The sequence below is a fragment of the Cobetia sp. 14N.309.X.WAT.E.A4 genome (genome assembly GCF_030397495.1).
GTDB lineage: Bacteria > Pseudomonadota > Gammaproteobacteria > Pseudomonadales > Halomonadaceae > Cobetia > Cobetia marina.
On record NZ_JAPNXT010000003.1, the window covers coordinates 1 to 14,870 of the forward strand.

The window sequence follows — 14,870 nt, forward strand, 5'->3', positions numbered from 1 at the left end:
GATCGCCCTCGGTCAGCGCGGTCGTCGGGGTGTAGGTCCAGCTGCCATTGGTATCTGCCGTGACAGTAGCGATCACTTCATCGTTGTGGGTGATCGTGACGGTGCTGCCGGCTTCGGCGCTGCCGGTCAGCGTCGGGGTCGCGTCATTGGTGCTGTCGCCCGAGGCGAGGGCGCCTGTGACGGCTTCCACGTCGTCGGTGGCAGAGGCGATGGTCGGCGTGTTCGGTGCGGTGACGTCGGCATCTTCCGGCACGGTCAATGTGGCAGAGGCTGCGCTCTCATTGCCAGCGGCATCGGTAGCAGTGGCGCTCAGTTCGGTGCCTGGCTCCTGCAGCGGATCCAGCTCAACGACAAAGTTGCCATCGGCATCAGCCGTCGCGGTGCCCACGATCTCACCGGATGCATTGATGACTTCGATAGTGGCACCGGGCTCGCTGATGCCGCTGAGGACCATGCCATTGGTGTCGCTCAGAAGAGGAGCATCGGGCGCTGTCGTGTCCGCATCAGAGGAAGCGCTATCGCCAGAAGTGGCTGCGGCAACCCCAACGCCGGCGGCTACTGCAACACCGCCTGCCACCAGTCCGGCAGTACTGATGCCGGCGCCAGCCCCTGCGCCGGTGGCTGCTTCCGCCCCGGCGCCGACAGAGCTTGCTCCCGCAGCCGCTGTGGCGAGGGCAGACTCTGCCGTGGTCAATGTCGCAGTGCTCGTGAAGGGGACTGCGCCACTGGCACCGGCCTCGCCAAGGCCGACCTGGAATATTTCTCCAGCGAATTCATCACCCTGAAGATACAGATGACTGAGTTCGCTGGGGTCGGCGTAGAAACTCTCGATCGTGACCAGATCCCCGTTCTCGAGAGTGACAAGCAGGTTGTCCCCCTGGCGGGTCATCATTTCTACGTCACGTGGATGGAGATCCAGGCTGACATCCGAGGCTTCATTGAGGGTGATGTTATCGACTTCACGCAGGATAGCTTCCTGACTTTCGAGTTGACCGTGCGAAGCGACCTTGGCATTGACTGGCATATTGTTGTCCTCAATGGCACTTCTTGTGTGCTTTTACGACTTTCTATTAATTATCAATGATTAACACAGTATTATGTGTGGGTTCATTTTTCTAGCACTGTCGCATGAATGGTATGCGTTTATATATCGTTTGATTTGTTTTTCTTGTGTTTCTCGATTTCTTGTTCAACACGTCGAATGCTGTCTACGCCACTGATACCTAGGTAGCATGGCGGTATGGGGTGTGTTTTCAAGAACGCTGCAAGGACGTATCTGGATCATTCCTTGGGTATGATTATTCTGGTTTCGTATCGATGCGTACATGGAATGGCGCTAACTGATTAATATTGTGGCGAAAAATCGCATTACTTTAAGATATCCTTATAAGTAGGCGCCCGCTGGTCAGTAATGTCCGTTGCTTAAACGTTTGAAATGTGTATCTGAGCTCACAAAAAAACGCCACCCTGTCGGGTGGCGTTTTCATGGTTTGAGAGGAAATCGTGTCGTCAGCGTTGGAGAGGGCGAGAATTCTCCCCTCCTTGCCACTCCAGGTAGGCATCGATCTGTGACCGAGAGGCTTCGATCGGTGATTTCATCACAAACCAGGTGACGGGTTCAGAACATGGCGGAGTGGTCAGCGAGCCGGAGTATTGCCAGCCAGCATGCTCGCGTGGCAGCAGCAGGTTGGCCGACAGTCCGCTTGTCAGAGTCTCGGAGAGTCCTCGCTGTGGAAGACGGCTCAACAGACGGCTGAGCGCCAGATTGTCATGTCCTTCCTCGACCAACACGGCCAGCACTGCCAACTTGCCTTCTGGAGTGGTGTGCACCAGATGGATTTCCATGGCAGCGCGCTTGCCATCGATCGCGTGTTCCGAGGGCACATGCAGATGCACCTGTGACAGAGTGTAGGGGGTGCCATCCAGTGTCATCGTGTTTCCGCTGGCCCCTTCGATCTGCAAGGTGTGCCCCGTGTCCCGAGTGACGAGCAGCGGCGAGTGGTAGTCGAGCTTCGGCCCTGTTTCATCCAGAGGGCGTGACTGACTGTCGATGTCGATCGGTGATTGCCGGGCACCACTGGCGCATTCCGCGTAGCCGGGGGTGAGGTCTCCCCAGTGTTCCGGTCCATTGGCGCTGTCGCCCGACTCACTCGAGTAGCTCCATTCGGTGACGGATGTTCCCGGGGCTGGTGCCGTTTCATTGTCATTGGCCAAGGCCGGGAGGGATGACGAAGCGGTGGCAAGCAGCACAGCCATGGTGAGTGGGCGCAACAACGCACGAGGCGACGAGGAATTGGCTGGCATTGAGATGTCCTTGCTCAAGAGTCCGGAACATTCCAGCGTTCTGGCCTGCGGTTGGCAGGCCAGAACGCTGACGAATAAAAGCAGTCAGTGTGCCGGACTCAGAGGGAAGGTCAAGATGACGCTGGAGGGTCACTCGGTTGTCGCATTCCAGCGTCAGAGGAGGTGGGGATGCCGGTCAGTAGCGGAAATCACTCAACTCTCCAGCCATAGACACTCCACACTGTCGCCGGGGCTTATCTGTGCGTGGGGAGGGATCACGGCCAATGCCTCAGCGCCGACGCATGAGGAGAGCACGGCTGAGTTCTGGTCCGGGAAGGCGTGAGCCTCAATCTGGCCATCATCGGCTGGCGTCAGCGTGACACGCAGATGGTCCTGACGGATGGCGGTGTTGGCCGAGAAGGCGGAGCGTACCCGGAGGCTTCTCAGGGTCCGCAGTGCGTCACACTCGAGCATCTCGCCCAGTATGGGGCGAAGAAACAGCCAGCTACCGACCCAGCTCGACACCGGGTTGCCAGGTAGCCCCACCACACGCACCGAGTCGCCTTGCGTGTTGAGGATGCGCCCCAGCGCCAGTGGCTTGCCCGGTTTGATGGCCAGGCGCCAGAGATCCAGGCTGCCGAGCGCCTCGATGGCAGGGCGGACGTGATCTTCCTCTCCGACGCTGACCCCGCCACAGGTGACGATCAAGTCGGCCTGTTCTGCCGCTGTCGCGAGAGCGTCACGGGTGGCCTCGAAGGTATCGGCCACATTGAGTGGCGCCAGCACCACGTCAGCCCCGAAGTCGCTGAGCATCTGGCTGAGCATCACGCGATTGGAGTTGTAGATCTGCCCCGGTACGAGCGGCTGGCCGGGTTCGATCAGTTCATCGCCGGTCGCGAACAGGGCAACGCGTACCTTGTGTCGTACCGATACGTAGCTGAGCCCTTGACCACAGAGCAGGCCCAGCATCGCGGCATCCAGGCGAGTGCCGGCGGCGATCAGCCGAGTGCCACGAGTGACGTCGCGTCCCTGTCGGCGGATATTGTCGCCGGGAATCCGTGGGCCGGGCAGCCAGGCTTCCGTGGTGCCATTTTCGTTCTCACGCAGTGTCACTTCTTCCTGCATGACCACAACGTCGGCGCCTTCGGGGATTTCCGCCCCGGTGAACAGCCGTGCACAACTTGCCGAGGCGAGTGGCGAGGTGGGCTGGCCTGCCGCGATGCGCTGGCTGATTGGCAGCCAGGCGCCATCACCGATATCCGCCACTCTTGCACAGTAGCCATCCATCTGTGAGTTGTCGGCAGGAGGAACGTCCAGTTCGGCATAGATGTCCTCAGCGAGGACACGCCCCGCGGCCTTGCTGACAGAGACTTGCTCTACCGGCATTACCGGACAGCATTCGCGCAATGCGGACAAGGCACTGGAAAGAGGGGCCAGGCCCTTGGCGCCAACCGGCACGCTATCGCAGCCGCAGGCGGTCGTTACCTGGCCCGTCCGGGATGCCTCTTGTGCAGAACAGGAGTCAGTGGGCATGGGTTCCGCGCTCCGGGATCACCAGATTGGCGAAGTTGCAGGGGCGATGACGGCTGTCCAGTTGCTCCTTGAGGATGCCGTTCCAGGCTGTCCTGCAGGCCCCGGTAGAGCCGGGTAGGCAGAACACCACGGTACGGTTGGCCAGCCCTCCAAGACAGCGGCTCTGGATCGTGGAGCTGCCGACTTCCTGATGGGAAAGCTGACGGAACAGCTCGCCGAAGCCCTGGATTTCCTTGTCGAGCAGCACGCGGATGGCTTCCGGTGTGGAATCACGTCCGGTGAAGCCTGTGCCGCCGGTGGTCAGGATGACCTGCACGGCCGGGTCCGCGATCCACTCGCTGACCACGGCGCGCAACTGATAGATGTCATCGGGGACGATACGTTTTTCATGCAGGGTATGGCCGGCTGCCGTCAGGCTCTCGACCAGGGCGTCACCGGAGCGATCAGTGTCCTCGGTGCGCGTGTCGGAGACGGTCAATACCGCGATGGTGAGGCCGATCTGTTCGTCATTGCCGCTCATGATCAGTCCTTCTTGCCTTGTTGACGAGCCTCGAGCGCTGCGAGTTGCTCAGGGGTCGCCTTGGCCTGGTGATGTGTCTTCCACTCGGAATAGGGCATGCCGTAGACGTGCTCGCGCGCCGCGTCATAATCGAAGCTCACGCCGCGTTCCTCGCCGGCGGCCATCAGCCACTTGGACAGGCAGTTGCGGCAGAAGTCGGCGAGGATCATCAGATCGATGTTCTGGACATCCTTGTTGTCATCCAGGTGCTTGAGCAGACGGCGGAAAGCGGCCGCTTCCAGCTCGGTGCGGGTCTGCTCGTCCAGCTGGTTCAGGTCCTGGATGGTCTGGGGGGTCGGGTCGCTCATGGAAATCTCCTGAGAAGGCGCGGCATGGCGCAGGCCTTCATGGTAGAGGGGGCCTGGTGAGACCAGGCCAGATACCTGAAACTTTACGCAACTAATGCAGGGCTGTGAACCGGTGCGAGAGGCCGGGCGACGGGCAGGGAGAGGCGATATCAATGCAAAACGCCCGGCAGGCGAACCTGACCGGGCGAATCATCACTCATCCAGCGGATGTCTGGCCTCGGACTAATTCGGGCGTTGCTGACGCGCCAGGCTGTCGTCAGGTGCCGTGGCGGGGTCTGATGCCGGGTCCGCCGCCTCGGCCTGCTTGACCTCGTCATACCACAGATTGTGGTGTTGCTTGGCCCAGGTTTCATCGACGTAACCGGTCTTCATGCCCTCGAAGGCACCTTCCGTGCCGGCGGTACCGATGTAGATGTGGCCGAAGGACACCGCGATCAGCATCAATGAGGCAACGCCGTGGAAGACATTGGCCCACTGCATGTTGTCACGGGTCTGACCGAATATCGGGAAGTCGAGCACCAGCCCGCTGGCAATCACCACCAGGCCGACTGTCGCCAGAATCCAGTACCAGGCCTTTTCCCCGCCATTGGCGAAGCCGGCATCCGGGTGCTTGCCCTTCATCATGCCGCCACCCTGGCGGAACCACTCAAGGTCATGCTTCTTGGGAAGGTTGAGCTTCAGCCACTTGGCCAGCACCAGAATCAGCATGATCGAGAACAACGGCCCCACATAGTTGTGGATCACCTTGGTCGCCATGATCATGTTGGCCCAGAACACATCCCCGAAGACATTGCGGAACACGAACTTGCCCCACAACAGATTGATGCCGGTGATGGCCAGCGTGAGGAACAGTGTGGCCAGTGTCCAGTGCATGGCACGTTCCAGTGCCGTCCAGCGCAGCATCAACTTGCCTGAGCGGGGGTGGTCCAGATCGTTGCGCCCCACCAGCAGATAGAAGATCGCCAGCACGGCCAGCATACCGCCCAGAGCGATCAGGCCACCCGGTGAGATCCAGCGGTTGCGGATCTGACGCCAGGTCTCGCCGCTCTGGTTGATCAGGCTGTAGTTGGAGTCATGGCGACTGTCGATGGAATTTTCCCCATCTTTCACCTGACGCCAGGTGTCGGCATTCACCGTGCCGACCGCCTGACCGATCTCGCCGTCAGGATTCGCGGCCAGCGCCTGAGGGGCCAGCCAGAGGCTGGCCAGCATCAGACACAGGAACATGGCGACGACGGTCAACCGTGAAGCTGTGAAGTGCGCGCGCATGTCGCCTCCTTACCCCTTGCGGGCTGCGTCGTAGGCCAGGTGATCCGCCTGCTGAACGCTGCTGGTGGTCAGGTTGGCCGAGGTTTCCGGGTGGCTGGCCTTGTCGACCGGCGACCAGGCGCCGTCTTCATGGCCACGATAGACCACGCGCTGACGGAAGATGTCGGAGACGGTCTCGGCGTCACCGGCCAGCAGGGCCTTGGTGGAGCACATCTCGGCACACAGCGGCAGCTTGCCTTCGCTGATGCGGTTGGCACCGTACTTCTCGAACTCTTCTTCCGGGCTCTCGGCCGGGCCGCCGGCACAGAAGGTGCACTTGTCCATCTTGCCGCGCTCGCCGAAGGCACCTTGCTGCGGGAACTGTGGTGCGCCGAACGGGCAGGCATACAGGCAGTACCCGCAACCGATGCAGATATCCTTGTCGTGCAGGACGATGCCGTCATCGGTCTTGTAGAAGCAGTCGGTGGGGCAGACCGCCATGCAGGGCGCGTCGTCACAGTGCATGCAGGCCACCGAGATGGAGACTTCGCTCGGCTTGCCGTCATCCAGGGTCACGACACGGCGACGCTGAATGCCCCATTCCGTCTCGTTGGCGTTCTTGCAGGCCGTCACGCAGCCATTGCACTCGATGCAGCGCTCTGCATCACACAGGAATTTCATCTGGGCCATCTTGCTTCTCCTTCACGGCCCGTCGTCGAGTGGCTCAGACGACAGGCCGGATATTTCTGATCATCGACATATGATTGGCTCGATGATTCGGCGTTTACGCGATCGACAGTCAGGGTCGGGACGCGCTTCAGGCGAGGCTGACTCGGCACAGCGTGACCTTGGTTTCCTGCATCAGGGTCACGGGGTCATAGCCATAGGTCGTCGCGGTGTTGGCGGACTCACCCAGCACGTAGGGCACCGTGCCTTCCGGGTAGCGTGACTCCAGGGACTCGCCCTCGTAGTGGCCCCCGAAGTGGAAGGGCATGAAGACCACGTCCGGCCCGACTCGCTCGGTGACCAGCGCCTTGACCTTCACGCGGCCGCCTTCAGCACCCTCGACCCATACCATGTCGCCATCCTTGATGCCCTGGTCATTGGCCAGCGCCGGATTGATCTCGACGAACATCTCCTGCTGCAGCTCGGCCAGCCATGGGATGGAGCGTGTCTCTTCGCCCCCCCCTTCGTATTCCACCAGGCGGCCCGAGGTCAGGGTGATCGGGTATTTGGCGCTGACGTCCTTCTCCTGAATGGAGGCGTAGAGCGTCGGCAAGCGATAGATGGACTCCGAATCCGGCCAGGTCGGATAGTCCTTCACCAGGTCACGGCGCGCGGTATACAGCGGCTCGCGGTGCTTGGGGATCGGGTCCGGGAAGGTCCACACCAGGGCACGTGCCTTGGCGTTGCCGTACGGCATGCAGCCATGCTTGATGCACACGCGCTGGATGCCACCGGAAAGATCGGTCTTCCAGTTCTTGCCTTCCGCCGCCTGCTTTTCCTCGGCCGTCAGGTCGTCCCACCAGCCCAGCTGCTTGAGCAGCTTGTCGGTGAACTCCGGATAGCCATCCTCGATCTCGGCGCCCTTTGACCAGGAGCCCTCGGCCAGGATATTGGTGCCGTTGTGTTCCACGCCGTAACGGGCGCGGAAGTTGCCACCGCCTTCGGCCACCGTCTTGGAGGTGTCATACAGGATGGGCGAGCCCGGATGGCCCATCTCCGGCGTTCCCCAGCACGGCCATGGCAGACCGTAGAAGTCGCCATTTGCCGGACCACCCCGTGCCTTGAGTGTCTCGAAGTCGAAGGTATGCCAGTTCTTCTGATGTGCCTTCAGGCGCTCGGGACTCTGGGCGGTATAGCCAACGGTCCACATCCCGGCATTGAATTCGCGGGTGATGTCCTCGACCACCGGCACGCTGCCCTCGACCTTGATGTTGCGGAACAGCTCGTCGGCAAAGCCCAGCTTGCGGGACAGCAGGTACATGATCTCGTGATCCGGCTTGGAATCGAACATCGGTTCGATGACCTGGTCACGCCACTGCAGCGAGCGACTGGAGTTGGTCACGCTGCCGGTGGTCTCGAACTGGGTCGCGGCCGGCAACAGGTAGACGCCATCGGTGCGGTCGTGCATGACGGCGGCGATGGTCGGGTAGGGGTCGACCACCACCATCATGTCCAGCTTGGCCATGGCCTTCTTCATCTCGGGCCCGCGGGTCTGGGAGTTGACGGCATGGCCCCAGTAGAACATCGCCTTGAGCGCGGTGCGCTGGGAGATGCGATCCGGGTCCTCGAGCACGCCATCGACCCAGCGCGAGACGGTGATGCCGTTGGTGTGCATCGGCTTGCCGTCGTGGTATTCGGTCTGGTCGTAGCGGTTCTGGATCCAGTCGAAGTCGACGTTCCATACCTTGGCCCAATGCTTCCACGCCCCTTCGGAGAGGCCGTAGTAACCTGGCAGGGAGTGGGACATCAGGCCCAGATCCGTGGCGCCCTGAACGTTGTCGTGACCCCGGAAGATGTTGGCGCCGCCACCGGACTTGCCGATGTTGCCCAGTGCCAGCTCCAGAATGCAGTAGGCGCGGGTATTGTTGTTGCCGGTCGTGTGCTGCGTGCCACCCATGCACCACACGACACTTCCCGGACGGTTCTGGGACAGTCGACGTGCGACGTCGAGCATGTCGGCTTCACCGACACCGGTGATGCGCTCGACCACGTCCGGCGGGAAGTTGGCGACTTCCGCGCGTACCTCGTCCATGCCGTAGACGCGCTGCTGGATGTAGGCCTCATCTTCCCAGCCGTTCTCGAAGATGTGCCACAGCAGTCCCCAGATGTAGGCAACATCGGTGCCCGGACGCAGGCGAACGTACTTGTTGGCTTTCGCTGCCGTGCGGGTGAAGCGCGGATCGACGACGATGATCTCGGCGTTGGAGCGCTCCTTGGCCAGCAGGATGTGTTGCATCGCCACCGGATGGGCTTCGGAGGGGTTGGAGCCGATGAACAGGATCGAACGACAATTGTGCATGTCGTTGAACGAGTTGGTCATCGCGCCATAGCCCCAGGTGTTGGCGACGCCGGCGACGGTGGTGGAGTGGCAGATACGCGCCTGGTGATCGACATTGTTGGTGCCGAACAGCGCTGCGAACTTGCGCATCAGGTAGGCCTGTTCATTGCTGAACTTGGCCGAGCCGAGCCAGTAGATGCTGTCCGGGCCATGCTGCTCGGTCAGCTCCAGTACCTTGTTGCCGACTTCCTCGATGGCCTGCTCCCAGGACAGCTTCTTCCACTTGCCGCCTTCGAGCTTCATCGGATACTTCAGACGACGATCAGAGTGACCATGCTCACGCAGCGAGGCGCCCTTGGCACAATGCGCGCCGCGGTTGAAGGGGTGATCGAAGGCGGGTTCCTGCTTGGTCCAGACGCCTTCCTGGACTTCGGCATAGACGCCACAGCCCACGGAGCAGTGGGAACAGATCGTGCGCTTGGTCTCGACAGGTGCCTGAGAGACTTCCGTCTTGGCCTCGGCACGCTTCATCATCGGGGTGGCCATGAAGCTGGCCGCGGCAAGGCCGCCGGTCGCAACACCGCTGCGCTTCAGGAACTGGCGGCGGTTGATGCCGAGTCCCGTACTCTCCGTGCTGGAGGGGGTGGGGGTCAGTCGCATGACATCTTTCTCCTCATCACCCGATACACGACATGCACCGCTTGGGCGGGTCAGATGGCCGTGTCGGGAGTGGCGGTTCTTCAGGTGGCTCTTCTGGCATTCGCCAGCAAGCCCCTGTGCCGTCTTGTCGCTGTCAATGGCGGCTGGAGTGAACTCCACGCTGCCCTTTGTGTCTCTGATCGGTCACGCCGTCAGGCGAGTCTGTACTCTCCCGGAGGATCTGGCAGTGGCGGCGTTGCCACTGGCAGATTCCCCTGTGGAGACGTGACCGACAGAAGGTCAATCTCGCAGAGTGGCGTAGAACGCTTTCACGTGATCCGTCTCGCGATAGTTGTCGGTCACTCTGTCTGCTGTCTTGCCGTCCTGTGGCGCGGCCTGATCCGGGATGACGGCCCCGGCCAGCGTTCCAGCGGCTGCCGCCCCGACGGTGCTGGCTCCCAGTACCCTCAGGAACTTGCGGCGGCCCTGACGGGCCAGTTCCTGGCCTTGCGTGTTGTCATCAGTCTTCATGCTGATCTCCTGTCTGACATGTCATGTTCAAGGCGAACGTCGCTGAATCCGTTGTCGCTTGAAGGGTGTCTCACGGTCTTGCTTCAGGTCTTGCATCAGGGTCTTGCATCAGGGTCTTGCATCAGCCCCAGCACTGGCCATGGCGTGTGCCGGGGCTGTGGGTGCTGTCCGGCGCGTGTCTGTCGGTCTCACGATTGGGGAAGTTGTATGCCTTGCCAGCCAGTGGTGTCTTGGCTTGCGACGTCCGCCAATGAGGCTGTCGGTTGGGGAGCCTCTCCGAGATTGCGTCGTTCGGCTGCCAGAAATGCCTGGCCAAGATAGCCAACCGCGGCATAGAAAGGACTCTTGCGGCGCGCAAGGTCGGCACAGCAACGCTCACCCCAGTTCGCCAGATGCTGACGGAAGAAGTTGACCTGTTCGCCGGGCAGCTCCTCGATCAGCATGGCCATGACCTCGCACAGAGCCCCCAGGTGGTCCTCCGGCTCGCGAACGTCGGCTTCGCGCTCGAAACCGAGGCGCTTGAGGTCATGGCGCAGTGCCACCAGCGGCATTTCCATCAATGAGCCGGTCAGGTACCAGCTGGCATACGGCACCACTTCGCCCTGCACGACCCCGACCAGTGCCTGGAAATACTCATCCTCCAGTCGTCGAGGGTCACTGACCCGCGCCGAGAGAGACAGCGAGGCCAGCGCCCTGGGCAGTTGCTGCTGATCCGCGCCGGGCATGGTGATGGCCTCAGGCTCCAGCGCCGCCAGGAAGTCGATGAGTGGCTGATCGGGCGCTGCCCGCAGCAGGCGAGCCAGCAGGCGGTAGAGATCGGCCCGCAGTGCCTGTTGCTCGGCACTGTGGCTGATCAACGATCCATCATCAGGTGTCATATCAGTGTCATCACTTGAAGGCATGGACTCAGACCTTGAGTTGAGCATCGGGATTGCGGGCCATTTCGTGCCAGATATCCTTCACGCGGCAATCGCTGCACATCTTGAGGCGCAGCGCACCGTCACCCTGGAAATAGGCGTGGGAGGCCAGCTTGGTCTGCATCGCCGTGATGGTGGCGGTGGAGCCGAACGGGGTGCCGCAGCTGATGCAGGGGAACGGCGTGTCCTGCTTGAGCAGGCGCGGTTCACGGCGCACCTCTGGTTGTGCGGAAAAGCCCGGCGTCAGAGTGATGACGCTCTCGGGGCATGACTGCTCGCACAGGCCACATTGCACGCAATCTCCCTCGGTGAAGGACAGTGCCGGAGAGGTGCGGTTGGCGGACAGTGCGCTGGTCGGGCAGACCGCGACGCAGGCCTGACAAAGGGTGCAGCCGTCGCTTTCGACCTGAATCGCGCCGAAGGGCGCACCGGCAGGTACCTCGACGGCGGTCTGCGCCAGGTCAGCGGCGGCCAGCGTGGCCAGGTGATCCAGTACACGATTCAGGCGCTCACGCTTGCCGGGTCGGGCATCCGGTTGACCCAACAGCCAGTCACGCGCGATCGGCAGGCCCGGCTGGCCGTCTTCTTCGCGATCGGCACCGGGCGCCAGCGCGATGCAGAGCGGACTGACGAGCGTCATGGGCGAGGCCGGCACGGCGGACTCGGTGATCAGCACGAGACGGGGGGAGCCCTGGGTGTCCGTGGCCAGTTGCATGCTTTCCAGCAACGCATTGCACAGACGCTGTTCCTGCTCGAGTTGCTGGTGCTGACCGGCAGGCAGTGTCCGAGGCAGTTCGACGATGACCTGGGTGGCGCCCAGCGCCAGCGCGGCCAGCCACTCGTCGTGCCCGGTGGCGCTGATTTCATCCAGTGCAATGTCCAGGCAGCGTTCCTGATCCTCAGGTGCCAACGGCGAGTGGCGGTCACTGGCAGACTCGAGGCGGTAGCGCAGTATCGGCTGCGTGCCCCCTGCATCCTGATAGCGCTCAAGCAGACGCTGGATCTGTTCGAGACGCTGTTCGAGTGGCGGCTGGGTAAAGCTCAGCGCGCCGGTCGGGCAGGCACTCACGCAACTGGCGGCACCATGGCAGAGGTACGGGTCGATCTCGATATGCGCGTTGCGGCGTCCCGCCACGGAGAAGATGGCATCGGCGCTGCAGGAGGAAAGACAACGTGTACACCCGATGCTGCCCGCACTTGAATGAGCACAGATGTCGAGATTGACGTTGACATAATTGGGCTTGTCGAAGCTGCCGACCAGACCGGCGAATTCTGTCGCCCAATGGGTCAGGTTCGTGATCTGATCGCCGCTCTCGACAAGGCTGGCGTCGCTTGCGAGACGATCCAGCTCGCCCAGCACCGTATCCTCTGCACGCAGATAGCCCGGCGGCGGAAGTTCCGCCTGATTGAGGGGCTGGTGACCCAGATCGGCGATCAGGTCGAAGGTCTCGACCTGTCGGGCACCTGTGGACAGCAGTGCGCGCGCCAGATTGACCCCGCCAGCCAGCAGCGTGAAATGGCCAAGATGGCCGCTCAGCGAGAGCGCCTCGCGGGTGCTGGCATGGGAGGGCAGTGCTTCGCTCGTCGTGATATGCCGCTCGTCGAGGGATACCAGTGCGCTGTTGTCCTGCTCGCTGATCAGCAGAGACAGTGACAGGGAGTGAGTGGCGGGCAGTGCCAGCATCAGGCTGGACAGGGCACGCAGGCGCGCTTCGCTGCCGATCAGCAGTGTGAGGCCCTGGCTGCGATAGCGGATCGGGGCGCTGCCGGCATCACTGGCCAGCAGTGGCAGGCTGGAAGCGGGGGAGGCTCCGAGCACTGCCGCCAGGGCGCGTTGGCGTGCTTGCTGGTTGAGCGCGCGCTGGGCGTTCTCGAGACTTGAACTGAGCATCCTCATCCTTATTTCGGTCGTGGCGGCTCCGCCCTTGCGCGCCTGTCAGGTGGCGCGGTGGACGGTTCCTGATCGCCGCTGATTCTCGAGGCTCGCGCCCGGTCAGCGGTCGAAGGTCATTCAAGGAAGTGCATGGGCTTCCAGCAACGTCTTGCGCCTGATGTCATCCGGATGATCCGCATGGCGGCATCATTGCGACTGGCTTCAGCATAGTCAGGGACTGAAGGGCCAGCGATGAGCATCGGGCGTAGTCGGTCAGGTATCGGGAGGCAGTGCCGTTCTCCTGCTAGACGATACCTGCCTCTGCTGAGCGGATTCTTGCAGGCAGTGCGCCTCTCGCATGGGAGTGGAAGTCATGTGAGAGGCAAGGGAATGACCCCGCATGCCGAAAACGGAGCTCGCGCTGGGTCATAATGTCTCAGTGTCTGAGGCAGGCGTGTCATTCTGGTGGTTGGGGCGATCTGTGGGTGGGCCCATGTCCGTCAGCCGTGACGCCATCGGTCTGGTCCCATACGCCTTGCCGTGCATGCGTGTCATGCGCAAGGGCAGCATCAGTATCCGTGTGCTTGTCCTGCGCGGGTTCTCGATGGGTCTGTGGGCCGTGATCCGATGATGTCTCATCCAGTGAGTCGAGGCCTTGCTCATCCGTTGAGGGTGCAGCCTCCAGCGCCTCACCCTGCGGCTGATCTTCCGAGCCGTTGCTGGTGGCTGCGCACGCAGCCTCGTCATCTTCCAGGTTCTCGAGTCCCTCTTCGACATCGCGGGTCCAACGTCTCAGTGTCTCGGCCACACCTGCGGCGAGCGGACGCATCTGGGAGAAATCCTGATCGTAATCGTCCAGGCCATCGCGCAGGGAGTGCTCGCCTCCCATGAAGATGCGGCGCAGGGCGCGTTGTCGCAGCGCCGGGTCCACTCCTGCCTGCATGTAGGCACTGATATCCGCATCCGGCAGCAGGGTGTCGGGGTCTGGCAGCTCCACGACGGGAGGGGACTCATCTGCCTCCTGTGCAAGGGCCTCGGCGTCGGTCGTCTCACTGCCGCCTTCAGCGGACGCTTCGCCATGCCGCTCACTGTGCAGAGCATGGCTTGGCTCGTCCGATGCCTCGCAGGCCTCTGTTTCCGTGGGTGCGGTCTCAGTGGGTGCGGTGTCATTGGCCGTGGAGGGCCGAGCGACCGTCGCCAGCCCAGCGACGGCATCGGGGGAGTCCGTGGTCGTCCGTGAGGCTTCGGCGCGCTGCTTGCGGCGTGACCAGCGGGACAACAGGCCTTGCGAGGTATTGTCGCGGTCGTCGGAGTGACTCATGGCCCTTCCTTGTTGGCAGCATCAGCGTCCGGGCGCACGGTGTCGGTCTGACTGGCGCGCCCCGCCCCCTTGCGCTTCTTCTTCTTGCCTTCATCGATGCGCTCACCATGCCGGGCGAGATAGCCCTCCAGCCAGACCATCAGGGCAGGAGGCATCGGGGTATCCAGTACCAGCTGGTCGCCATCCAGCCAATGCGAGGCCACCTCCTGGCAGGCGGTGACGACCCTTGGCTGCATGCCATCCGCTTCACGCTCTTCACACAAGACGAACAGGCGCGGCTGTTCGCAACGCAGGTTGTAACGATAGTCGGTGCGCTCGGTGAGATGCAGCTGCAGGGGCAGAGTGCGTTGAGGCTCCGGTTGCGCCGCCTGTTCAGGCGTCCGGGGCGTGGTCTCGCCGTGATCCGCGGGCGCGATCCGGGAAATCACCCAGGTGTCGAGAGTGAAGCGGCCGAGAGTCTGCTGCGAGGGGGCCAGTGTCACGGTCAGCCAGCGAGTGTCGTCAGGTCGTGATGACTCGCGTGAGGCGTCGAGTGCCGTGTCCATCAACGGGTCGGGTGGCTGGGTCATGGCGTATCTCTTGAGGGCGTTCTGGAAGTGGTTCAGGGGGTGACCCGAGTCGTGGTCGGCGGCGTATCGGGTCCAAGGCGAGTCT

At 62.3% G+C, this 14,870-nt stretch carries 13 protein-coding genes; all 13 read right to left on the minus strand.

What is annotated here, in order from left to right; genetic code table 11:
• Positions 1-1,024, minus strand: a 1,024-nt coding sequence (locus OW493_RS05280; RefSeq protein ID WP_289863474.1) for an Ig-like domain-containing protein, incomplete at its 3' end; no start/stop codon positions are given.
• A gap of 485 nt (positions 1,025-1,509) precedes the next feature.
• Positions 1,510-2,304: a carbonic anhydrase family protein gene (locus tag OW493_RS05285; protein ID WP_284728637.1), complete on the minus strand. Its 795-nt coding sequence runs from the start codon at positions 2,302-2,304 to the stop codon at positions 1,510-1,512.
• A gap of 192 nt (positions 2,305-2,496) precedes the next feature.
• On the minus strand, positions 2,497-3,816 hold the full coding sequence (gene glp / locus OW493_RS05290) for a gephyrin-like molybdotransferase Glp (RefSeq protein WP_289863478.1): 1,320 nt from the start codon (positions 3,814-3,816) through the stop codon (positions 2,497-2,499).
• On the minus strand, positions 3,806-4,336 hold the full coding sequence (gene moaB, locus OW493_RS05295) for a molybdenum cofactor biosynthesis protein B (protein WP_136937849.1): 531 nt from the start codon (positions 4,334-4,336) through the stop codon (positions 3,806-3,808). Before moaB ends, glp begins: the two co-directional genes overlap by 11 nt.
• Positions 4,337-4,338: 2 nt before the next feature.
• Complete coding sequence (locus OW493_RS05300; protein ID WP_289863479.1) at positions 4,339-4,683, minus strand: DUF1244 domain-containing protein; 345 nt, start codon at positions 4,681-4,683, stop codon at positions 4,339-4,341.
• A gap of 222 nt (positions 4,684-4,905) precedes the next feature.
• Entirely contained in the window at positions 4,906-5,910 is a 1,005-nt protein-coding gene (locus tag OW493_RS05305; protein WP_240499745.1) for a formate dehydrogenase subunit gamma, read from the minus strand.
• Between the two features lie 51 nt (positions 5,911-5,961).
• The gene (fdh3B, locus tag OW493_RS05310) at positions 5,962-6,621 is read right to left on the minus strand and encodes a formate dehydrogenase FDH3 subunit beta (RefSeq protein WP_084208727.1); all 660 of its coding nucleotides are present in this window, start codon (positions 6,619-6,621) and stop codon (positions 5,962-5,964) included.
• Between the two features lie 127 nt (positions 6,622-6,748).
• Positions 6,749-9,595: a molybdopterin-dependent oxidoreductase gene (locus OW493_RS05315; protein WP_077376621.1), complete on the minus strand. Its 2,847-nt coding sequence runs from the start codon at positions 9,593-9,595 to the stop codon at positions 6,749-6,751.
• 279 nt (positions 9,596-9,874) lie between these two features.
• Complete coding sequence (locus OW493_RS05320; protein ID WP_077376618.1) at positions 9,875-10,105, minus strand: hypothetical protein; 231 nt, start codon at positions 10,103-10,105, stop codon at positions 9,875-9,877.
• A 188-nt stretch (positions 10,106-10,293) separates the two neighbouring features.
• Positions 10,294-10,983, minus strand: a complete 690-nt coding sequence (locus OW493_RS05325; RefSeq protein ID WP_176493876.1) for a molecular chaperone TorD family protein — start codon at positions 10,981-10,983, stop codon at positions 10,294-10,296.
• 28 nt (positions 10,984-11,011) lie between these two features.
• Complete coding sequence (locus OW493_RS05330; RefSeq protein ID WP_289863489.1) at positions 11,012-12,913, minus strand: 4Fe-4S dicluster domain-containing protein; 1,902 nt, start codon at positions 12,911-12,913, stop codon at positions 11,012-11,014.
• A gap of 439 nt (positions 12,914-13,352) precedes the next feature.
• Positions 13,353-14,216, minus strand: a complete 864-nt coding sequence (locus OW493_RS05335; RefSeq protein ID WP_289863490.1) for a DUF3306 domain-containing protein — start codon at positions 14,214-14,216, stop codon at positions 13,353-13,355.
• Positions 14,213-14,785: a DUF3305 domain-containing protein gene (locus OW493_RS05340; RefSeq protein ID WP_289863491.1), complete on the minus strand. Its 573-nt coding sequence runs from the start codon at positions 14,783-14,785 to the stop codon at positions 14,213-14,215. The genes OW493_RS05335 and OW493_RS05340 overlap by 4 nt, the downstream gene beginning before the upstream one ends.
• Positions 14,786-14,870: the final 85 nt, after the last annotated feature.

Excerpts from the sequence above, each read along its gene's own strand:
- OW493_RS05285 (WP_284728637.1), bottom strand. The coding sequence starts at position 2,304 with ATGCCAGCCAATTCCTCGTCGCCTCGTGCGTTGTTGCGCCCACTCACC.
- glp (WP_289863478.1), bottom strand. The coding sequence starts at position 3,816 with ATGCCCACTGACTCCTGTTCTGCACAAGAGGCATCCCGGACGGGCCAG.
- moaB (WP_136937849.1), bottom strand. The coding sequence starts at position 4,336 with ATGAGCGGCAATGACGAACAGATCGGCCTCACCATCGCGGTATTGACC.
- OW493_RS05300 (WP_289863479.1), bottom strand. The coding sequence starts at position 4,683 with ATGAGCGACCCGACCCCCCAGACCATCCAGGACCTGAACCAGCTGGAC.
- OW493_RS05305 (WP_240499745.1), bottom strand. The coding sequence starts at position 5,910 with ATGTTCCTGTGTCTGATGCTGGCCAGCCTCTGGCTGGCCCCTCAGGCG.
- fdh3B (WP_084208727.1), bottom strand. The coding sequence starts at position 6,621 with ATGGCCCAGATGAAATTCCTGTGTGATGCAGAGCGCTGCATCGAGTGC.
- OW493_RS05315 (WP_077376621.1), bottom strand. The coding sequence starts at position 9,595 with ATGCGACTGACCCCCACCCCCTCCAGCACGGAGAGTACGGGACTCGGC.
- OW493_RS05320 (WP_077376618.1), bottom strand. The coding sequence starts at position 10,105 with ATGAAGACTGATGACAACACGCAAGGCCAGGAACTGGCCCGTCAGGGC.
- OW493_RS05325 (WP_176493876.1), bottom strand. The coding sequence starts at position 10,983 with ATGACACCTGATGATGGATCGTTGATCAGCCACAGTGCCGAGCAACAG.
- OW493_RS05330 (WP_289863489.1), bottom strand. The coding sequence starts at position 12,913 with ATGCTCAGTTCAAGTCTCGAGAACGCCCAGCGCGCGCTCAACCAGCAA.
- OW493_RS05335 (WP_289863490.1), bottom strand. The coding sequence starts at position 14,216 with ATGAGTCACTCCGACGACCGCGACAATACCTCGCAAGGCCTGTTGTCC.
- OW493_RS05340 (WP_289863491.1), bottom strand. The coding sequence starts at position 14,785 with ATGACCCAGCCACCCGACCCGTTGATGGACACGGCACTCGACGCCTCA.